The organism is Hydrocarboniphaga sp. FW305-C-57, from assembly GCF_058783045.1.
The window spans coordinates 1-20,821 of sequence record NZ_JBYSYG010000018.1 but is presented as its reverse complement, the minus strand read 5'-3'; the positions used below and the strand labels follow the sequence as shown (position 1 = coordinate 20,821).

The following is a 20,821-nucleotide window of genomic DNA, read 5'->3' as shown; positions in this document are numbered from 1 at the left end:
TTCTTCGCGGGAACGCAGCTGATGTGCGGCATCGCCGGAGTCGTGCATCGCGACCGTCGCGCGCAGGAGTCCGAGCTCGCGGCCATGGCCGGGCGCATCGGGCATCGCGGTCCCGAGGACACCGGCTTCTATCTCGCGGGCGGTTTCGGCATCGCGCACACGCGGCTCGCGATCATCGACATCGCAGGCGGGCATCAGCCGATCTTCGATGCACGCAAGCGCTATGCGATCGTCTGCAACGGCGAGATCTACAACTTTCCGGAGCTGCGCGCCGAGCTCGAAGCGCTGGGCCGGCAGTTCTCGTGTGCTTCGGACAGCGAGATCGCGCTGCAGGCTTTCGCGGCCTGGGGGCACGAATCGTTCCAGCGCCTGCATGGCATGTTTGCGTTCGCGCTCTACGATCACCTGACGCAGGAGCTCTGGCTGGTGCGCGACCGGCTCGGCATCAAGCCGCTGTATTACGCGGTGCTGCCCGATCGCGTGCTGTTCGCTTCCGAGCTCAAGGCGCTGCTGCCGCAGATGCCGACCGTGGAGCTGCACGAAGGTGCGCTCGCGCAGTATTTCCAGAACCAGTACTCGACCGGCGAAGACACCATCGTGCGCGGCATCCGGCGCGTCCCCGCCGGCCATGCGCTGCGCATCGATGCGAAGCTCGGCATCGAGCGCCAGCGCTGGTGGTCGGCGCTCGACGTGGAGCCGCGCCAACTCGATCGGCAGCAGGCGCTCGAAGAGTGGGAGCCGCTGATCGCGCAGGTGATGCGCGAGCACGTGCGCTCCGACGTGCCTTACGGACTGTTCCTGTCGGGCGGCGTCGATTCGGCGGTACTGCTCGGCTTGCTGACGAAGTATCAGAGCACGCCGGTGCGGACGTTTTCGATCGGCTACAGCGATGCGCAGATGCGCGACGAGCTCGACGATGCAGGCCGCATCGCGCAGCACTTCGGCGCGCATCACACGCCGATACGTCTGAGTCGCCAGCAGGTGTTTCATCGCCTGCCGCGATCGGTGTGGGCGGCCGATGATCTGATGCGTGATTACGCCTGCCTGCCGACGCTCGCGCTCGCCGAAGCCGCGGGCCGTGAGCTCAAGGTCGTGTTCAGCGGCGAGGGCGGCGACGAAGCCTTCGCCGGCTATGGACGCTATCGGCCCGGCGCGGCCGAACGCTTCTACAAGCGCCTGCGCTTCGGCGGCAGCGGCGGCTTTCGCGTGCGCGCGGAACTCGACGCCGCATGGACGCGCAAGCTGTTCGTGCCCGAGCTGCAGCCGGCGCTCGCGGCATATCGCCATGGCGTCGTCGCGGCCTGGCAGCAGACGCCGAAATCCTGGAGCGATCTGCAGCGCCGGCAGTACGTCGACATCGTCGGCAACCTGCCGGACGATCTGCTCGTGAAGGGCGATCGCATGCTCATGAGTTTTTCGGTCGAAGGCCGCGTGCCGCTGGTCGATCATCGCGTGATCGAGTTCGGGCTTTCGCTGCCCGACGCGCTCAAGGTATCCAAGAAGGCCGGCAAGACCTTCATCAAGCATTGGGCCGAGGGCTTCATTCCGAAAGATCACCTGTGGCAGCCCAAGCGCGGCTTCCACGTTCCGGTGCGCGAGTGGCTGGCCGGCGCGTTTCTCGACGGTCTGCGCGACAAGCTGCCGCGCAGCGAGGCGATCCGCCGCTGGTGCGACGTGTCGGCCGTGCAGCAATTGCTCGCCGGCGATACCGCACAGCGTTCGCGCGAAATCTGGAGCCTGCTGCAGTTCGCGATCTGGCATCGGCTGTTCATCGAGCAGGCTGCGAGCGCGCCCGGTGCGGAAGAAGATCCGCTGGCCTGGCTGTAGCGGCGCATGCACGACCCTCATTCCGGGCAGGCTTCCGGCGGCCTTGCGAACAAGCGCCTCGCCGTGCTGCTGTCGTTCTCGGGCGATGGCGGGGTCGAGCGCATGGTCACTCACCTGTGCGCCGAGTTCGCGAATCATGTGCAGGTCGATCTGCTCGCGATCAAGGCACAGGGACATCACGTGAGCCGCATTCCGCCCAGCGTGAACCTGATCCGGCTCGAGTCCCGGCATTCGTGGACCAGCGTCGGCGAGATCGCACGCTACCTGCGGCAGGCCAGGCCCGATGCGATGCTCGTCGCCAAGGATCGCGCCGGGCGCGCCGCGATCCGCGCGCGTGCGCGCGTCGGTGCGCAGATGCCGCTGTGGATACGCCTGGGCACCAACCTGTCGGCCGCGCTCGAGCGCAAGTCGGCGTTCAACCGCTGGCTGCGAACGGCGCCGATGCGCAGGCTCTACGCGCACGCGAGCGGCGTCATCGCGGTCTCCGAAGGCGTGCGCCAGGACACCCTCGCGATCACCGGCCTGCCGCCCGAGCGCGTGCGCGTGATCCGCAACCCGGTCATCACGCCGACACTCGAAGCGCAGGCGCGCGAGCCCGTCGATCACGCCTGGCTGCGGCCGCGCGAGCAGCGCAGCGAGCCCGTGATCATGGGCATGGGCAGGCTCACGCGGCAGAAAGATTTTCCGACCCTGATCCGCGCGTTCGCGGCGATGCAGGCTCAGCGGCCCGCGCGGCTGATCCTGCTCGGCGAAGGGCGCGATCGCGAGGCGCTGTCCGCGCTTGCGCACGAGCTCGGCGTCGCCGATCGCCTGCACTTCGCAGGCTTTCAGAAGAACCCGTACGCCTGGCTCTCGAAGGCGGATCTGTTCGTGCTCTCCTCGGCCTGGGAAGGCTCGCCGAATGCGCTGACCGAAGCGCTCGCGCTCGGTGTGCCCAGCGTTTCGACGCGCTGCCCGAGCGGCCCCGACGAACTGCTCGCCGAGGGCCGCTACGGCCCGCTCGTGGAGGTCGGCGATCATGCGGCCATGGCGCGTGCCATGACGCAAACGCTCGCCGCCCCGCTGCCGGCCGATACGCTTCGACAGGCAGTCGACGACTATCGCGTGGAGCGCAGTGCGGCGGCTTACCTGCGCACGCTGGGGCTGTAGCCCCGGAATCGGGACCGGTAAACCGATAGTCGCAGTAGCGAGAAAGCACCGCGTTTCAGCGTCAACGATTCCCGTCTTTCGATTCAGGATTTCCGCTGCTGCGGGCGGCCCGTAAGTGGACAGCGAAGGTTCAGGCGTTCGACAAGAAGATTGCCTCGTACCCGCAGGAGCGCGGGACCACGAATCCAAGCAAGAATTCCAAGGACGGAGGCGGCTCAATGCTTGCAAAACTGCCGATGAGGCTGCCGCTGCGCGCTGGTGAACGGCGCACGCTTTCCGCACTGATCATCTGCTGCAACGAAGCCGACCGCATCGAAGACTGTCTGCGATCACTGCACGGCTGGGTCGACGAGATCATCGTCTTCGACAGCGGCAGTACCGATGGCACCCTGGACATCGTTCGTCGTTACACCGACAAGATCTGGAAGACCGACTGGCCTGGCTACGGTCCTCAACGCAATCGGGCCTTGCAGCAGGCGAGCGGGGACTGGGTGCTCTACATCGATGCCGACGAGCGAGTCACGCCCGAGCTGCGCCAGGAGATCGACAACGCGTTGATCGATCCGCATCTCGACACCACCTTGTTCCGCATTCCGTGGCGCACCTATCTGTTCGAAGGCGAGCTGCGCCACGGGCGCTATGCAACCCCGCAGAATCGCCTGTTCAAGCGCGAAGGCGCACGGTTTCGCGATCACCAGGTGCATGAACAGATCGTGCTGCCCGAGCGCCGCGCCGCGGTGATGAAGGCGAAGCTCGAACATCGCAGCTGGCGCGACTATGCGCACCTGCAGCGCAAGCATCGTCGCTATGCGAACCTGCTCGCGAGGCAGAAGTTCGAGGAAGGCGCGCGCGGCAGCATTCCATATGCCTGCATGCGCTTCTTCACCGATTTCGTGCAGCAGTATCTGTTGCGGCTTTCGGTGCTCGATGGCTGGCGCGGGCTGATGATTTCCACCGTGCTCGCCCAGTACGCGTACTGGAAGTACGCCGACCTCAAGGCGCTAGAGCGTGAAGCGGCCCGAACCGTGGCTCCGGCCGCCAGCAAGACGCTGGCGCCGGCCTCGGCTGCGTTGCTCCGACGGTGAGCGCCCGGCAGGTCCACCTGTTCTTTCCCTACCACGCCGGTCTTGGTGGCTCGCAGATGCGTGCGCTCGAAATCGCCAAGGGCCTGCGTGAGCGCCATGGCGCCGAGGTGAGCCTGTGGGCGACGTCGTCGCGCCTGCCCGCGTCGCTGCGCAAACAGCATGGCGTTCGCTGGTTCGCTCCGTGGAGAGGCTTCGACACGCGCCTCAAATCGAGCAGCTTCGTCTTCATCGGCTCGTTCTGGAAGCCCAAGGCCTGGCTGCGCCGCGTTCGCCCGAAGCAGCTGACGATCATCGTCAACGACATGAACGTCGCCAACCTGCGCGCGCATCTGCCGCTTTATCGCGAAATGCACGCGCAGCCGCAGATCGCGTTCACCTCGCACACGCAGCGGCGCCTGTTCGACGGCGAGTCGCTCGGCGGCGTGCATGTGTCGCCGATCGATCTCGAGCGCTTCAGTCCCGCGGCGGACAAGCCCATGCAGGCCGGCCGGCTCAAGCTGGGACGCCACAGCCGCGACACGCTCGACAAGCACCAGTTTCTGTACGACCCCGAGCTCTACGCGACGCTCGTGGCCGAAGACATCGATATCGACCTGATGGGCGCGAGCTGTATCGAGCACCTGCTGCCGAAGTCGCTGAACATCCATCTGCGTCCCGCAGGCTCGATCGACGCGGCCGATTATCTGCGCGGCCTCGATTGCTTCATCTATCGCACCGGCACCTTCTACGACACCGCCGCGCGCGCGGTGCGCGAAGCCATGGCCTGCGGCCTGCCGGTGGTCTGCCATCGCTTCGGCGGACACGTCGAGAACATCGTGCACGGCGAGAACGGCTTCGTGTTCGACGATCAGCAGCAGGCGATCGAGATCGTGCGCCGCCTGCGCGACGACCTCGAATTGCGCCGGCGCATCGGCGCCAATGCGCGCGCGACGATGGAGGCGCTGTTCGCACCGGGCAAGCTCGATGCGATGTATGCGAGTTACCTCGGTGGCGATGCCGTCGGGAATGTGGGCCGTGCGAGCAACGAGTCCGTGCTGAGCCGCGTCGCATGAGCCCAGCCGCCGACGCCTCGTATCCGATCTCTCCGATCCGGCTGCTCGTGGTCCTGCCCGATCTGTCGGGTGGCGGCGCGCAGCGCGTCACCTTGCGGCTGCTGAGCCTGTTCGACGAACGGCGCTACCAGATCACCCTGCTCGTGCTCGATGGCCCTGGCGAGCTGGTTTCACTGGTGCCGCCGAACGTGCGCCTGATCTACCCGCCGCGCAGCCGCCTGCTGCGGGTCGGCAAGCTGTCGACGATGCGCAACGCGCTCAATCACGACGTGCTGATCGCGGCAATGGAACTGCGCGCAAGCTTTTGCGTGCACTTCGCGGCGACCGGCCTGCGCAAGCCGAGCATCGGCTGGGTGCGCATCGCCTTCGGCGAATACGCACGCGAGATCAGCGACAAGAACCGGCGCAAGGCCAAGCAGACCTATGGGGACTTCGACCGGCTCGTGTTCGTCTCCGACGGCGCACAGCAATCGTTCGAGCGCTGGTACGGCGAACACCGGCGCGGCGACTGGCGGCGCATCTACAACCCCTACACGATCGATCCCGCAACAGCGCCACCGGCAGTCCATGCGACACCATCCGATGCGACAGCGCGTCCGCTGATCGTCGGTGCCGGCAGGCTCGAGAAGCGCAAGGGCTTCGACGTGCTGATCGATGCGGTCGCCGCGCTCAAGAAGCGCGGCATCGTCGTCGATCTGGCCCTGCTCGGCGAAGGCCCGCTCGCCGACGAACTGCGCGAGCAGGCGCGCGTGCAGGGTATCGCCGAACAACTGCAGTTGCCGGGCTTCGTGCAGAACGTCGGCGACTGGCTGGCGCGCGCCACGCTCTACGTGCTGTCTTCGCGCATCGAAGGCCTGCCCGGCACGATACTCGAAGCCTTCGCTGCCGGCACGCCGGTGGTCGCGACGCGTTGCCCGCATGGTCCGGAAGAGCTGCTGCAAGAGGGCAAGGCCGGCCTGCTCGTGCCGATGGACGATGCCAAGGCGATGGCCGATGCGATGCAGTCGCTGCTCGAATCGCCCGAACGACGAGCCGAATTCGCCAGTGCCGGCCGGCAGCGCTTGGTCGATTTCTCGGCCGAACGTATCCTGCCCCAATGGGAAGCCCTGATCTCCGAACTGGTCACCCCGAGTCGCCCTACGTGAGCAAGCCTTTGCGCTTGCTCCACCAGATTCATCTGGCGAACGATGTCTGGGGCGGAATGGAAAAGCAGTTCGCCAATCTGCTGCTGCAGACGGCCAACGATACGCGAGTCGAGCATTACCTGATCGAAGACCTGCGGGGCCTCGCGCCGGGCGTGCGTGCGGCACTGCCGGCCCTGAAGGCGCAGGCCGAAGATGCGCGGCGCTGGCATGGCCTGGCTATTCCGAACTGGCGCGGCCTGCGGCAATCCAGGCAGCGGCGCATCGCGCGGCACTGGGACATCGACACCGTGCTGAGCTGGAACCGCTTCGGTGATCCGCGTCCGGCGCAGCTTGCACAAAGGCTAGGCGCACGCTCGGTCTACTGGGAGCGCGGAGCCGCCTGGTTCGCGCGCCATCGCGTACCGGACGTCGATTTCCTGAGCGGCTTCGACCGCTATCTCGCCAACTCCAAGGCCTGCGCCGCCATGCTGCGCCACTGGGGCGTGAAGGCACCGATCGAAATCTGCAGGCCCGGCATCCGCAGTGACCGCGCGATGCCCGCGCAGGCGCGTGCGCTCGACGGCACGCGTCCGCTCACGCTCGGTTTCTGCGCGCGCCTGCAGTCTTTCAAGGGTGGGGTGCTCGTGCTGTATGCGCTGAGCGAACTGCGTTCGTTCGGCATCGAAGCGCGATTGCTGATCGCGGGCGACGGCCCCGAGCGCGCGAAGCTGCAGGCGCTGGCCGCACGCCTGGGGGTGAGCGATCGAATCGAGTTCCTCGGCCGGCTCGACGATACCGATTCGTTCTACTCGCGCATCGACGTGCTCGTGCATCCGGCGCTGCGCGAGCCTTATGGCAACGTCTGCGCGGAGGCCTTGAGCCTGGGCATCCCGGTGGTCGCGGCCGCCGTCGATGGCCTGCCCGAAGTCGTCGATCACGAGCTCGATGGCCTCTGCGTGGTGCCGACGCTCACGCTGGCCGATTTCAGCGAACTCGGCGGCGATGCGAGCGGCGTCTATCCGCGCGTCTATCGCCCGGAGCTCGATCGGGTCGCCGAGCCCGGCGTGGTCGATCCGCTGCAGCTTGCCGAAGCGGTGCTCGCGATCGCGGCCGATGCGCAGCGCTACCGGCGCTACAGCGAAGCCGCGCTGGCCGGCGCGGCGGACAAGTTTTCGTATCCGGCGCACGTCGATCGCCTGTTCGAGCTGCTGGCCCCGCGCGAGCCTCCACCGAGCTTCAACTGCCGCGACCAGACGCGCCCGGCCTGGCAGGACCGTGCGCTCAAGGCCTGCGCGCTGATCGAAAAAGCGATCGAAGGAAGACGGCTGCCGAGCGTCGCCGACATCGGCTGCGGTGATCGCAAGCTCAGCTACTGGCTCATGCAGCAGGGCATCGCCTGTCGCTACCAGGGCTACGATCTGGTGCCGCAGTCGGCCGCGGTGCAGCGGCTCGACATTCAAGCCCAGAACTTGCCGGCCAGCCATGACGTCGTCGTGATGCTCGGCGTCAGCGAATATCTCGCGAGCCTGCCGCGCGTGCTGACGAAGCTGCGGCGCAATGCGGGCGCGCTCGTGATCAGCCACACGATCGCCGATCAGCCACGTCCGCTGGAAGAACTGCAGAGGCTGGGCTGGACCCAGCATCTGACGCGCGCCGGTTTCGAGCAGACGCTCGTCGAGGCCGGCTGGCGCGTCGTCGAATCCGTGCTGACCGACGACGGGAAGACGGTGATATGGCGCTGCGCCTGTTGAGGAGGCTCTGCTTGAGCTACTGCGCTCCGCATCTCACCCGAGGGCGGTGCTCGTTCGGGCCTGCCGAAGCTTCGCTTCGGCCGATACGGCCCTCAGCCTCACGTACTACTCGTACGGCCCGGTTCCTGCGCTCCGTCCTCGAGCGACCTGCGTTCGCTCGCCACGCTTAATCGGAGCCTCCTACGGACATGGACTATTCGCTGCTCACGCCATACCGGGTGCCGCCACGCATGACGGCGTACAAGATTCCGAACCTCGGTGACGGTTTCATTTTGCGCGCGATCGAGCGGTTGCTCGCGCCGCGTCGTTCGGTGGGTTGCTATTCCACGCGCATCGCGCCCGGGGCCGCGGCGCGCAGCGCGATGCAACAGGCCGGAACCGTGGTGATCGCGGGGGCGAACCAGCTCGACGATCGCTACCGGATCTGGCCGGGCTTCGATGCGCAGCAGTTGCGCGAGGCGAGCTGGCGCTTCGTGCCGTTCGGCCTCGGCTACAACGGCGAGCCGAATCGCAACGAGCGCATGTCCGAGCTCACGCGCGAGCTGCTCGAAGCCGTTCATGAGCGCATCGAATATTCGTCCTGGCGCTGTCCGGTGACGCTGCGCTATCTGCAGCGCGAGCTGCCGCACTTGTCCGATCGCTTTTTGATGACCGGCTGCCCGGTTTTGCTCGATACGCCGCTGCTCGAATCGCAGCGTTTCCACGCCGGTGAATCGCATGTCGCGGTGACTTCGACCGAGCGCGGCGATTTCTGGGATCGCGAAACGCGCCTGCTGCAGACGGTCGCCCGGCTGTGGCCGAAGGCGCGACGCAGCTTCGTCGTGCATCAGGATTTCCGGCGTCCTTCGTGGATCGCGCGCCTGCGCTCGCGCGACACTCCGGCGGTGGCCGATCCGGCGCGCGCTTTCGCGCTGCGCGAGTTCGCGGCCAAGCTGGGCTTCGAGGTGGTGGTTCCGCCCGGTGCCGACGAAGCGCGCCATTTCTACGAAGGCGTCGACCTGCACGTCGGCAGCCGGCTGCATGCGCATCTGCTGCTGCTGAGCCGAAACCGGCGCAGCTGGCTGCTGCCGATCGACGGCCGCGCGCTCGGCATGGCGGAGGCGTTCCCGTATCCCCTGCTCGATGCGCAGACCATCGAAAGCTCGCTCGAGAACGCGCTCGGCTACGACTTCGAGCCGCTACGCGAGCAGGCACGCGCAGCGCATGTGACCATGCAGCGCTTCATCGCGAGCTGGGCATGAGAGTCGTCACCTTTCACGTGCAGACCGTCGACGCGCATCCGAACGTGCGCTGGTCGCATGCCGAATATCTGCGCCTGCTCGACTGGATGCTGCGTTCGGTGCTGCGCTTCCACCCTGACGCCAGGCTTGCGGTGCTGACCGATGCGCAGACCGATCTGTCGCCGCTGAGCGTCGCTTTCGAGCGCATCGATCATCCGGTCGATCATCGGCGCATCATGCTGTCGCGCGCCGAGGCCCAGCAGCGCTTTTTGCAGACGCACTTCGACGACGATGTCCTGTTTCTCGATTCCGACATGCTGCTCAATGGGCCGCTCACCGAATTGTTTGAAGGCGGGCAGGACGCCGCCGACTGCGACATCGCGCTGACCGTGCGCGACGATGCCGACATGCCGGTCAACGGCGGCTTTCTGCTGCTGCGGCAGCGGCGAGCCGATGTGGCGCGCCGCTTCTTCGATGAGTACCTGCGGCTGTTTCACGAAGTGTATGCGGGCGAGGCCGCCTGGTACGGCGACCAGCGTGCGCTGCGCGATGCGATCGGCTGGGACGGCACGGGTGCTTCGTCGCGGATCGAAGCGCGCATTCGGCTGCTGCCCTGCGAGCGCTACAACCACACGCCGGGCGATCGCATCCGCAAGGTCTTGCGCCCGCAGGGCGACAAGCGCGTGCTGCACTTCAAGGGCGACCGCAAGCGGCTGATGTCGCTGTTCTGGTATGCCTGGCTCGCGGGTTTGCCGAAGCCGGTCGGCATCGTCGTCTGGGTGTTCGACGAAGCCCGGCAGCGCCTACGACTGGCGCTCAAGCCTCGTGTGGATGCGTTGCCGGCATCCCGATCGGTCCGGAGCGAATCGACGATTCGATGAACTGATCCCACTGCGGGATCACCGATTGCACGTCGTAGCGCTGCACGCGGGCGAGTCCGGCGGCACGCAGCTGTGCCCTGCGTTCGGGCGATTGCAGGACACGCTGCATCGCTTGCGCGAGCGCATCGAGATCGTTCATCGCCACGAGCTCGCCCGCGCGGCCGCCCGCGAGCAGTTCGGCCGGACCCGACGGGCAATCGTTGGCGATCACCGGAGTGCCGCAGGCGAAGGCTTCGAGGATCGTCGTCGGCAGGCCTTCGAGACGCGAAGTCAGCACGTAGGCGGTCGCGGCGCGCAGCCACGGCAGCGAGCTGCTGACGTGTCCCGGCATGAAGACGCGATCGGCGATGCCGAGCTCGCTCGCGAGCGCCGCGAGCGAGTGGCGCAGCGGCCCTTCGCCGAGCAGCACGACATCGAAGTCGAGCCCTTTGCGCAAGGCTTGCGCGGCCGAGCGCAGCAACACGTCGAAGCCCTTGCGCGCTTCGAGGCGGCCGATGCCGATCAGGCTCGGGCGCGACCGCATGGCCTGCAGCAGCTCGCGCTGCTCGGCGCTCGGCGCCTGATCGTCGACGTAGTTGTCGGCGCGAAACAGGTTCGGGATCACCGTCCAGTTCGCGCGCTGCCGGGCGGAGGGCAGCGCCTTTTGCTCGCCGAGCCAGTTGCGCATCGAGATGCGTGCGCCTTCGGCGACGAAGACCAGGTTGGTGATCTCGCGGTACGCATTGCGCGAGCGCTTGCGATGGCGTTCGGAATGGCCGCGCGCCCAGTGCTCGTACGCGATATGCACCCAGGCCGCGGCGGGCCGCTGCAGCAGCTTCGCGGCCCAGTGCACGCAGAAGGTCGCGCGTGTCTCCTGGCCCGCGATCAGCAGATCGCGATCACGTCCGTGCCATAGCGTCGCGAGCCTCGCGCCGAGCAGACCCCCGGGCCAGCTGCGCCGCAGTTTCACCGTGGGCGGAATCTGCGATTCGAGCGCCTGACCGCGCGGCCCGAGATTGAGCAGGCTGATGTCGTAGCGCTGCGCATCGAGCGCTCCGAGCAGGCTCAGGATCACGCGCGGAGCGCCACCGCCCTTGAGATCGGGAACGACGAACAGCAGCTTGCGGCGTTCGGCGCCTTCCCGGGCTGGCCTCATCGGCGATCGAACGCGGGCGCCGGATACGCCGCCGATGCCGATGTCGCCCTGCGCTGGTACTGCACGAGTGCGACGATGAACAGCAGCGGCAGCGACATCTCCACCCCTTCCTCGAGCGCATTGATGACCAGCCCGTAGATCTGCGGCAGCCAGTGGCCCGTGAAGTCGTGAACGAAGGACTGCAGCTTGTCGAGGACCTTGGTCGCCGCCGTGGTGACGAAGGCCAGCGCTGCGGTGAGCATCCAATCCTGTCGCAAGGCGCCCTGGCGCAATGCGCGGATGCCGGAGAGCACCACATCGATCAGCACGGCGATGATCGCGAGCGCGAGCAGGCCGACGAACAGTTTCTCGGCGACCGGGGCGGGAGTCTTGAGGTAGTAGTGCGACTTGAAGATGCTCACGCCGGTGATCGCGGTATGCAAGTCGAGTTCGCGTGCGCAGCCGACGAAGGCCGCGAGGCCGCACGGAATCAGGCGGCGAGGAGCCTGTCTGGCGGTCATGAAGCAGAGCAGGCCCAGCGCTGCCCAGAACACCGCGCTGAGCACTTCGAACGGGCCCTGCTCGGAAAACACCGAGTGCATTTCCTGCTTGGTCAGCAGCCACGGAAATGTCGTCAACAGCACGATGTAGATGATTTCAGCAAGCAGAACGTTGCGAAAGCGCAAAGCCGAATCCATGGCGACGATCTCCGACGATCCTGTGTCGATACAGCCAGCCGCAAGCTTTGCACGCAAAAGCTGAATGCTTCCCGCCCGTGCTTAGGCCACGTCCTGCGCTCGCATGTGCCGATACTGCGCCAGCGCGACGATGAACAGCAGCGGCAGCGACATTTCGACGCCCTCTTCGAGCGCGGCGACGACCAGCCCCCAGATTTGCGGCAGATGGTGACCGGTGATGTCGTGGGTGAAGGCTTCGACCTTGTCGAGTCCCTTGGTCGCCAAGGTGGTGACCAAGCCCAGTAGCGCGCTGCACATCCAGTCCTGCTGCAAGCCATCCTGGCGCAGCGCCCGCAGGCCCGCGGCGAGCACATCGATCAGCAGGGCCAGGATCGCCAGCGCGAGCGCGCCGACGAGCAGCTTCTGTGCGATCGGCGCAGGCGTCTTGAGGTAGTAGTGCGATTTGAAGATGCTCATGCCGGTGATGGCCGTGTGCACGTCGAGCTCGCGTGCGCAGGCCGCAAAACTGGCGAGGCCGCAGCTGATCAGCCGGCGCGGTCCGAGTTTCGCGCTGAGCAGGCAAAACACACCGAGAACCATCCGGAGCACGGCGCTGAGCACTTCGAACGGCCCCTGCTCCGAGAGCAGCCAGCGCATCTGCTGCCAGCTCAGCAGCCAGGGCAGCGGGAGCAGCAGCAGGATGTAAACGAATTCGGCGAGCAGGACGCTGCGGAATCGCTGGAAAACAGGCACGGGGACTCCTCTGTCGTTATCGGTATCGATGAATCTGTGATCGCTGTCGGCAGCGCTACGGCGCGGCGCGGCGCTCGCGGTAGACCGAGAGGTTTCCGTCGACCATCGTGTCGATCGAGAACGCTTCGGCGATCAGCCGCGGGCCGCCATCGGCGAGGCGTCGGCGCATTTCCGGCTGTTCGATCAGCTCGTCGAGCGTTTCGCCCAGGCGCTGCGCGTCGCCCGGTGGCACGAGCCGGCCATTGAGGTCGTCGCGCACGGCCTCGGGCATGCCGCCCGCGCGACTCGCGATGATCGGCACGCCGGCGGCCGAGGCCTGCAGCAGCGAGACGCCGAGGCCTTCCATGAGCGCCGGATGCACGAGCAGATCGAGACAGCCGACCCAGCGCGTCAGGTCGCGCCGGAAGCCCGCGAAATGCACGGGCACCGCGAGCGAGCGCGATTCGGCTTCGAGCGCGGCACGCAGCGGCCCCTGGCCGAAGATCACGATCGCGAGCTTCTGCGTCGTGTGGCGGCGCGCGAGCGCTTCGAACAGCACGCGGTGGCCTTTGCGCTCGATCAGCTGCGCGACCACGCCGATGATCAGGGCATCGGAATCGACGCCGAATTCGGCGCAGAAGGCCGCGCGCGGTTCGGGCTGCGTCCACGGCGCCGAATCGACGGCCGAGCGCACCACGCGCACGCGCGCGGGTTCCACGCCTTCGGACAGCAGCACGTCGGCGATGCCCTGCGAGATGCAGATCACGCGATCGAACAGCCTGTACTTGAGGCGCGCGAGCCACGGCGTTTCGGGGTTGTCGACGCGTCGCGACAGGATCGCGCGCACGCCGGCCTTGTGCGCGGCCAGGCCGCCGAGCACGTCGGCGCCGCGGCGGCTGTGCAGATGCACGAGATCGGGTCGTTCGTCGCGCAGCACGCGCGCCAGGCGAAACGCGAAGCCGAGGTCCGCATCGCCCGAGCAGGGCACTTCGATCACCTTCACGGCGCTGCCCGCGAAGTGCTGGCCGATCGCCGCGCCGGGCGGACACACCAGCACGTTGTCGACGCCGCGCTCGGCGAGTCCGGCGAGCAGGTAGGCGACCTGCTGGGCGCCGCCGTAGAGATGCAGGCCGGTTTCGACGTGGACGATCTTCATGCGCTCGGCCTGGCTCATGCGGGGCCCAGCAATTCACGCGCCGCAGCGGCGACGCGCAGAGGAGTGATGCCGCGCAGGCAATCGAAGCGCCCGTCGCAGGTCGGGTGGCGCTTGCACGGCGCGCAGGGCAGGGCGTCGTAGATCACCTCGAGCGGCGATGCCGCGCCTTGCAGATACGGACAGGTTGAGCCGAACAGTGCGAGCGTCGGCCTGCGCACGGCGGTGCCGATATGCGTGAGCCCGGTGTCGACGCCGATGACGAGCCCGGCCTGCGCGATCCAGGCCGGCAGCTCGGAAAGCCTGGTGCGTCCGGCGAGGTTCACCACCGGCACCGCGCTCGCCTCGACGATGCGCTGCGCCGCCTCGACGTCGGCCGGCCCGCCGAAGATCGCGCAGGGGCGATCCAGCCGGGCTGCGAGCTCGGGCCAGTATTCCTCCATCCAGTGCTTCTGCGGCCGCGTCGTGAACGGGCACAGGGCGATGAAGCCCGCTTGCAGTCCGTGCCCGGCGAGCGCCTCGCGGGCCCGCTGCGCAGCCTCGTCGCGAACCATCAGCGTCGGCGGCGGCGCGGCCTGGCCGGTGATCGCCTCGGCCAGGAAGCGATACTCCGAAGCGATGTCGCGAATGTCGCCGCCCTTGGGCAGCGAGTGATCGAGCAGGAAGCCGAGTGGCTCCTTTGACGCGAAGCCGATGCGCGTCGCCCCGGGCGCCAGCGCGGCGAGCAGGCGCGACTTGGCGAGCCCCTGCGCATCGATCACCCAATCGAAGCGCCTGGCGGCGAGTTCGCGGCGCAGTTTCAGCCAGCCGCGCGGCGATCCGTAGATTTCGCTGGAAACACGGATGACCTCGTCGATGCGCGGATCGCCGTCCAGGATCGAGGCGAAACCGGTCTGCGCGAGCCAGCCGATATGCGCCTGCGGCCAGCGCGCACGCAGCCCCGCGAGCAGGGACGTGGCGAACACGAGGTCACCGAGCGCGGAGAGTCGCACGATGAGAATGCGCGGCTGGCTGCCGCGACAGCTGAGCGTTTGGGCGAGGGCCAAAGCGGCGGGCGTCGACGGGGGCGGGCGCCTATAATAGCCGCCGCTCGCAGGCCGCCTTCGACAGATCAAGGGCCGCGATATCCCGAACACCCTCACGAACACACAGGATTCCCGGTCATGAGCTTTTCCGATCGCGACGGCTACATCTGGTTTGACGGCAAGATGGTGCCCTGGCGCGAAGCCACCACGCATACGCTGACCTATACGCTGCACTACGGCGCTGGCTGCTTCGAAGGCGTGCGCGCCTACGAGACTTCAAAGGGCACGGCGATCTTCCGCCTGAAGGAACACACCAAGCGCCTGTTCAACAGCGCCAAGATCATCGGCATGGCGATGCCCTGGAGTGAAGACGAGCTCAACGAAGCCCAGCTCGAAGTGCTGCGCGCGAACAAGCTCAAGGAAGCCTACCTGCGCCCGATGGTGTTCTACGGCAGCGAAGGCATGGGCCTGCGCGCCGCCGGCCTCAAGACCCACGTGATCGTCGCCGCCTGGACCTGGGGCAGCTACCTGGGCGCCGAGAACATGGAGCGCGGCATCCGCGTCAAGACCAGCTCGTTCCAGCGCCAGTACGTCAACGCCGCGGTCTGCCGCGCCAAGGCCAACGCCAATTACCTGAACTCGTCGATGGCCCTGAACGAAGTGCTCAAGGACGGCTACGACGAAGCGCTCATGCTCGATCCGGAAGGCTTCGTCGCCGAAGGCTCGGCCGAGAACATCTTCGTCGTCACCGACGGCGTCATCAGCACGCCCGACGTCACCTCGGCGCTCGACGGCATCACGCGTCGCACGGTCATGAAACTGGCCGAAGACCTCGGCTACAAGGTGCGCGAGCGCCGCATCACGCGCGACGAAATCTACGTCGCCGACGAGGCCTTCTTCACCGGCACCGCGGCCGAAGTCACGCCGATCCGCGAGCTCGACAATCGCGCGATCGGCAGCGGCTCGCGCGGCCCGATCACGCAGAAGCTGCAAGCCACCTATCTCGCCCAGGTCAAGGGCCAACGCGAGGAGTATCCGGAGTGGCTCAGCCACATCTGAGCCGCTCCGTGATGTGAAGAACGCCATGTCCGAGTCGCGGACATGGCGTTTTCGTTTGCGCGCCCCGAACCCGCTCAGGTCTGTAGCGGGGGCAGCGCCTGCGGAGGCTCGAGCTTCTGCCGGCGCGAGTCGAGCGCCTCGCCGTAGACGGCCACGGTGCGGCGGATCATCGCCTCGTCGGTGAATTCGCGCTCGTAGCGTTCGCGCGCCGCCGCGCCGAGTGCGAGGCCCAGGCCGGCTTCGTCGCGCAGCCGGCGAATCGCGCTCGCCAGGCCCTCGACCGACTCGGGCTCGGCGAGCAGGCCGGTCACGCCGTCGACGATCATCTCGGCGTTGCCGTCGACCGCGGTCGCGATCACCGGCTTGCCGACCGACGCGGCCTCGATCAGCGTGAGGCTGAAGCCTTCCTGGCGCGATGGTGCGAGCACGAAGTCGAAGCTCGCCATCAGCGAGCCGACGTCGTGGCGTTCGCCGAGAAAGCGCAGCCGGTGGGCGACGCCGAGCGACTCGGCGAGTTCGCGCACCTGCCGGCCCCAGCGCGTGCGATCGGGGCCGACGACGACGAGGAAGAAGTTGTGCAGGTCCGCATGCTCGGCCATCAGGCGGACGATCAGGTCGTGACCCTTCTGCGGCACCAGCCGCGAAACCATGCCGCCGATCAGCGCATCGGGCGGCAGGTCGAGTTCGGCGCGCAGCTCGGGCGCGTTGCCGATGCCGGGCAGCAGATCGACGACGCCGTTGTAGACCACGCGAATCTTGCGCTCCGGGCGCCCGTGCTCGATCAGCGTCCGGCGCACCGAATCGGAGACCGCGATGATGCGACGGGCCGCTCCGAAGAAGCGCCAGGAGCGCGGCGAATGCGCGGTCGCGACCGCGGGCAGGCGGGCGAGCAGCCCGGCCATCGCCGCGTAATGCGAGCCGCGCTGCGAATGCCCATGCAGCAGGTCGGCGCCGAAGTGGCGCGCATAGCGGGCCAGGCGCAGCATCGACGGCAGGTCCAGATAGCCGCGCATGCGCAGATCGAGCATCGGCAGCCCGAGCTCGGCGACCCGCCGGCCGAGCCAGCCCTTGCCCGGCCCCGCGTAAGCGACCTCGTGCCCCCGCGCGCGCAGTCCCTGCATGAGCGCGAGCGCATGGCGCTCGACACCACCGACGGTGCGCGTGTGGATGACGATGAGGATTTTCATGGGCGGACTATATGACGGCAGACGGGGAACGGAAGACGTAGAAGCGGCAGCTGCAGCGAAATCGCTTGCGCGTCGCGCCGGCCGGTTTTTCCCGTCTCCCGTCTCCCGGTCTGTTGTACCCTCGCCAGCCCATGCCCGAGACGAGCTTTTCATGAGTCTTCTGCCCCGCTTCGCCAAGGCCCGCGTGCTCGTGGTCGGCGACGTGATGCTCGATCGTTACTGGACCGGCAGCACCTCGCGGATCTCGCCCGAAGCGCCGGTGCCGGTGGTGCGCGTGAGCCGCGATCAGGCGCGTCCGGGCGGCGCGGCCAACGTGGCGCTGAACCTCGCGGCGCTCGGCGTGCAGACCGGCCTGCTCGGCGTGATCGGCGCGGACGAGGCCGGCGATGTGCTGCGCGAGCGCGTCGTCGAAGCGGCGATCGCCGCGCACTGGATCGAAGCGCCGGCGCATCCGACCATCACCAAGCTGCGCGTGCTCTCGCGCAACCAGCAGGTGATCCGGCTCGACTTCGAAGAATCGTTCGCGGCCGGCGATGCCTTCGCGCGCGAGGACTTCGCCAAGGCTTTCGATGCACTGCTGCCGCAGGTCGATGCGGTGCTGCTGTCCGACTACGGCAAGGGCACGCTGGCCCAGGTAGAGCGGCTCATCGAGGCCTGTCAGCGTGCGGGCAAGCCCGTCACGGTCGATCCCAAGGGCAGCGACTACACGCGCTACCGCGGGGCCACGCTGCTGACGCCGAACGTGCCCGAACTCGAAGCCGTGGTCGGTGCCTGCGCGGACGAGGCCACGCTGGTCGCCAAGGGCGACGCGCTGCTGCGCGAACTGCAACTGCAGGCGCTGCTCGTCACGCGCAGCGAGAAGGGCATGACGCTGCTGCGCAGCAACGCCGCTCCGCTGCATCTGCCGACGCAGGCTCGCGAAGTGTTCGACGTGACCGGCGCGGGCGACACGGTGATCGCTACGCTCACGGCCGCGCTCGCGGCCGGCGCCGATCTCGAACAGGCGGTGACGCTGTCGAATGCGGCGGCCGGCATCACCGTCGGCAAGCTCGGCGCGGCCACGGTGTCGCCGGCCGAACTCGAGGCCGCGCTCGATCCGCATCCGATCGGCGACAGCGCCGCCGGCGTGTTCGACGAAGACGCCCTGCTCGGCTGGATGCAGCAGGCGCGCGCGCAAGGCCAGCGCGTGGTGATGACCAACGGCTGCTTCGATCTGCTGCACGTCGGCCATCTGCGCTACCTCGAACAGGCGCGCAAGCTCGGCGACCGGCTCATCGTCGCGGTCAACGACGACGATTCCGTGCGCCGCCTCAAGGGGCCGACGCGCCCTCTCAACGCGGTGGCCGATCGCATGCGCCTGCTCGCCGGGCTCAAGTGCGTCGATGCGGTGGTCGCGTTTTCCGAAGACACGCCGGCCCGGCTGATCGGCCGCGTGCTGCCCGACATTCTCGTCAAGGGCGGCGATTACACGGTCGAGCAGGTGGCCGGCCACGAGGCCGTGGCCGCGGCCGGCGGGCGTACCGTGATCCTCGATTTCTATAACGGCTATTCGACGACCTCGACGATCGCCAGGGCGCAGAAGCCCGCCTGATCCGCGAACGCCGGGCTCGCACAGCTGAACGGCGGGTCTTGGGAAGATTGACCTAGTCCGCGCAACAGAAGCGAAATTCCTACTTCGCCGCCGAGGGCGCCGCGTTTTAATGCGCCATCGTTTAGGTGGAGACGCAGCATGGACGGTAGCCACGCTCCCTGGAGCTTGCTGTTCAAGAACGCGCTGGTATTCGACGGAACCGACGCCACGCCGCGCGTGCAGGACGTCGCGGTGGCCGATGGGCGCATCGCCGCGATCGGGCCCGATCTGCCGGCCGCGCAGGCCACGCAAACCGTCGATGCGAGCGGCCGCTGGCTGATGCCCGGCCTGCTCGACATCCACACGCATTTCGATCTCGAAGTCGAACTGGAACCCGGCCTGCCCGAAGCCGTGCGCCACGGCACCACCACCGTCGTGGTGGCCAACTGCTCGCTCGGCCTCGCGTTCGGTGCGCAGCGCCGCGACGGCGCCGATCCGATCGTCGATTGCTTCGCGCGCGTCGAGAACGTGCCCAAGACCGTGCTGAGCAAAGTCGCCGACATCGTCGACTGGCACGATTCGGCCGACTATCTCGCGCACTTCGATCGCAAGGCGCTCGGCCCCAACGTGGCACCGATGATTCCGCATTCGATGCTGCGCATCGAAGTGATGGGCCTGCAGGATTCGATCACGCGTGATCCGACCGCGAGCGAACTCGCGCGCATGGAAGCGCTCGTCGAGAAAGGCATGCGCGAGGGCTACATCGGCTTTTCGACCGACGCGCTGCCGTTCCACTACCTCGCCAACCAGCCGAACACGCGCAAGCAGATTCCGACGCAGTTCGCCGGCTACGGCGAGCTCAAGCGGCTCACCCACGTCGTGCGTCGCTGGGGCCGCGTCTGGCAGGCCACGCCGCCGAAGGACGACAAGCTCGCGATCATCCGCAACTTCCTGCTGACCTCGGGCCTGCTGTTCGGCCGCACGCTCAAGACCACCGCGGTCGCGGCGATGGAGTTCAACACCAATCGCTCGCTGCTGCCGATGGCGATGATGCTGTCGCGCATCCTGAACTCGAAGCTGCTGCGCGGACGCTTCCGCTTCCAGGCGCTCGCGGCTCCGTTCCAGACCTGGGCCGACGGTGTCATCACGCCGATCTCCGAAGAGATTCCGTGCCTGCGCGCGCTCAACGAATGCGATCTCGAAGATCGCGCCGCGCGGCTCGCGATCATGAACGATCCGGCCTGGGCCGCGGACTTCCGCCGCATGTGGAACCACGGCAAGCGCGGCTTCAACCTCGCGCGCATCGCGCGCTGGCTGCGTCGCGAGAGCAACGTGCTGTCGCGCGAGCTGCGCGACATGCGCATCGATCGCGCGCCGGTCGCGGAGTGGGCCGGCGAGACGCTGCAAGCGGTGCACGAGCGCCTGTTGAACTGGCAGCGCAACGGGCAGGGCGCGCGCAGCGAAATCGAGCGCGAGACCTTCGCCTCGTTCGCGAAGGCTCCCGACGATGCGGATTTCCTCATCCATCTGCTGCGCCGCTTCGATACCGGACTGCGCTGGACCACGATCACCGCGAACGCGGACGCGCGGACGATCAAGCGCCTGCTGTTCGAACCGCTGCTGCTGCCGGGCTTCAACGACAGCGGCGCGCACCTGACCAACATGGCGTTCTACGACGGCAACCTGCGCATGCTCAAGCTCGCGCAGGAAGACGGCGTTTCGCGCGTGGCGACGGCGGTGCGGCGCCTGACGAGCGAGCCCGCGGAATTCTTCGGCCTCGATGCGGGTCGTTTGGAAGTCGGCGCTGCGGCAGACATCGCGGTGGTCGATCCGCAGGCGCTCAAGCGCTGGGATCCGGAGCGCACGGTCGAATACGTCTGGCGCGACTGCTTCGCGCATCACCAGCTCGTGAACCGGCCCGAGGGCGTGGTCGCGGCGGTGGTCGTCGGCGGCAAGCTGTTGTGGCGTGACGGGGCTTATCTGCCGGTGTTCGGGGTGGAGTCCGCCGGGCGGGTGTTGCGGCATCGCGAGCATGGGGTGGTGAGTTCTGCTGCTGCGGCTTTGGTTGTTTGATTCGGGGTAGGTTGTGCGCTGAGGGTTTTTGGCCTTCCCGGCCGGGGGTTACTTTCTTTGCTCCTGCCAGTACTGTCCGGTTAATTCCCGAATAAAGACAGCTGGTTGCCCGAATCGCTGTCGAGATTTTGTAGAGCGGGAG

Annotated in this window: 17 protein-coding genes; 11 read left to right on the top strand and 6 right to left on the bottom strand. The window is 67.4% G+C overall.

Features of this window, described 5'->3' with window-relative positions; all coding sequences use genetic code 11:
* Positions 1–21: 21 nt before the first annotated feature.
* The 8 genes from asnB (at position 22) to AC3WUM_RS23615 (ending at position 10,089) form a co-directional block, all read left to right on the top strand.
* A complete protein-coding gene (gene asnB, locus AC3WUM_RS23650; RefSeq protein WP_492413561.1) occupies positions 22–1,827 on the top strand; it encodes an asparagine synthase (glutamine-hydrolyzing) in 1,806 nt (601 codons plus the stop codon).
* A gap of 6 nt (positions 1,828–1,833) precedes the next feature.
* Positions 1,834–2,976 carry a glycosyltransferase gene (locus AC3WUM_RS23645; RefSeq protein ID WP_492413559.1) on the top strand — a complete coding sequence of 381 codons (1,143 nt, stop codon included), beginning with the start codon at positions 1,834–1,836 and terminating at the stop codon, positions 2,974–2,976.
* 218 nt (positions 2,977–3,194) lie between these two features.
* A complete protein-coding gene (locus AC3WUM_RS23640; protein WP_492413557.1) occupies positions 3,195–4,061 on the top strand; it encodes a glycosyltransferase family 2 protein in 867 nt (288 codons plus the stop codon).
* Entirely contained in the window at positions 4,058–5,113 is a 1,056-nt protein-coding gene (locus AC3WUM_RS23635; protein ID WP_492413555.1) for a glycosyltransferase, read from the top strand. Before AC3WUM_RS23640 ends, AC3WUM_RS23635 begins: the two co-directional genes overlap by 4 nt.
* Positions 5,110–6,258 (top strand): glycosyltransferase, encoded by a 1,149-nt coding sequence (locus AC3WUM_RS23630; RefSeq protein WP_492413553.1) that lies wholly within the window; start codon positions 5,110–5,112, stop codon positions 6,256–6,258. Before AC3WUM_RS23635 ends, AC3WUM_RS23630 begins: the two co-directional genes overlap by 4 nt.
* On the top strand, positions 6,255–7,988 hold the full coding sequence (locus tag AC3WUM_RS23625; RefSeq protein ID WP_492413551.1) for a glycosyltransferase: 1,734 nt from the start codon (positions 6,255–6,257) through the stop codon (positions 7,986–7,988). The genes AC3WUM_RS23630 and AC3WUM_RS23625 overlap by 4 nt, the downstream gene beginning before the upstream one ends.
* A gap of 188 nt (positions 7,989–8,176) precedes the next feature.
* Positions 8,177–9,229, top strand: coding sequence for a hypothetical protein (locus AC3WUM_RS23620; protein ID WP_492413549.1), 1,053 nt, complete (start codon positions 8,177–8,179; stop codon positions 9,227–9,229).
* Complete coding sequence (locus AC3WUM_RS23615) at positions 9,226–10,089, top strand: glycosyltransferase family protein (protein WP_492413547.1); 864 nt, start codon at positions 9,226–9,228, stop codon at positions 10,087–10,089. The genes AC3WUM_RS23620 and AC3WUM_RS23615 overlap by 4 nt, the downstream gene beginning before the upstream one ends.
* On the opposite strand, the gene AC3WUM_RS23610 is transcribed toward AC3WUM_RS23615, so the two are convergent.
* From AC3WUM_RS23610 to AC3WUM_RS23590, 5 genes are all read right to left on the bottom strand, one after another.
* Positions 10,025–11,224: a glycosyltransferase gene (locus AC3WUM_RS23610; protein WP_492413545.1), complete on the bottom strand. Its 1,200-nt coding sequence runs from the start codon at positions 11,222–11,224 to the stop codon at positions 10,025–10,027. The two genes, AC3WUM_RS23615 and AC3WUM_RS23610, sit on opposite strands and share 65 nt — an antisense overlap.
* Positions 11,221–11,901, bottom strand: coding sequence for a hypothetical protein (locus tag AC3WUM_RS23605; protein WP_492413543.1), 681 nt, complete (start codon positions 11,899–11,901; stop codon positions 11,221–11,223). Before AC3WUM_RS23605 ends, AC3WUM_RS23610 begins: the two co-directional genes overlap by 4 nt.
* 81 nt (positions 11,902–11,982) lie before the next feature.
* Complete coding sequence (locus tag AC3WUM_RS23600; protein ID WP_492413541.1) at positions 11,983–12,633, bottom strand: hypothetical protein; 651 nt, start codon at positions 12,631–12,633, stop codon at positions 11,983–11,985.
* Between the two features lie 55 nt (positions 12,634–12,688).
* A complete protein-coding gene (locus AC3WUM_RS23595) occupies positions 12,689–13,768 on the bottom strand; it encodes a glycosyltransferase (protein WP_492413539.1) in 1,080 nt (359 codons plus the stop codon).
* A gap of 14 nt (positions 13,769–13,782) precedes the next feature.
* Positions 13,783–14,811, bottom strand: coding sequence for a glycosyltransferase family 9 protein (locus tag AC3WUM_RS23590; RefSeq protein ID WP_492413537.1), 1,029 nt, complete (start codon positions 14,809–14,811; stop codon positions 13,783–13,785).
* 117 nt (positions 14,812–14,928) lie between these two features.
* Between AC3WUM_RS23590 and AC3WUM_RS23585 the strand changes: the two genes are divergently transcribed.
* Positions 14,929–15,849 (top strand): branched-chain amino acid transaminase, encoded by a 921-nt coding sequence (locus tag AC3WUM_RS23585; RefSeq protein WP_492413535.1) that lies wholly within the window; start codon positions 14,929–14,931, stop codon positions 15,847–15,849.
* Positions 15,850–15,923: 74 nt separating this feature from the next.
* Here AC3WUM_RS23585 and AC3WUM_RS23580 read toward each other — a convergent pair whose 3' ends face one another.
* Complete coding sequence (locus tag AC3WUM_RS23580; protein ID WP_492413533.1) at positions 15,924–17,036, bottom strand: glycosyltransferase family 4 protein; 1,113 nt, start codon at positions 17,034–17,036, stop codon at positions 15,924–15,926.
* A 151-nt stretch (positions 17,037–17,187) separates the two neighbouring features.
* Between AC3WUM_RS23580 and hldE the strand changes: the two genes are divergently transcribed.
* Together hldE and AC3WUM_RS23570 are read left to right on the top strand one after the other, a co-directional pair.
* Positions 17,188–18,627 (top strand): bifunctional D-glycero-beta-D-manno-heptose-7-phosphate kinase/D-glycero-beta-D-manno-heptose 1-phosphate adenylyltransferase HldE, encoded by a 1,440-nt coding sequence (gene hldE / locus AC3WUM_RS23575; RefSeq protein ID WP_492413531.1) that lies wholly within the window; start codon positions 17,188–17,190, stop codon positions 18,625–18,627.
* Positions 18,628–18,765: 138 nt separating this feature from the next.
* Entirely contained in the window at positions 18,766–20,679 is a 1,914-nt protein-coding gene (locus AC3WUM_RS23570) for an N-acyl-D-amino-acid deacylase family protein (protein WP_492413529.1), read from the top strand.
* Positions 20,680–20,821 lie beyond the last annotated feature (142 nt).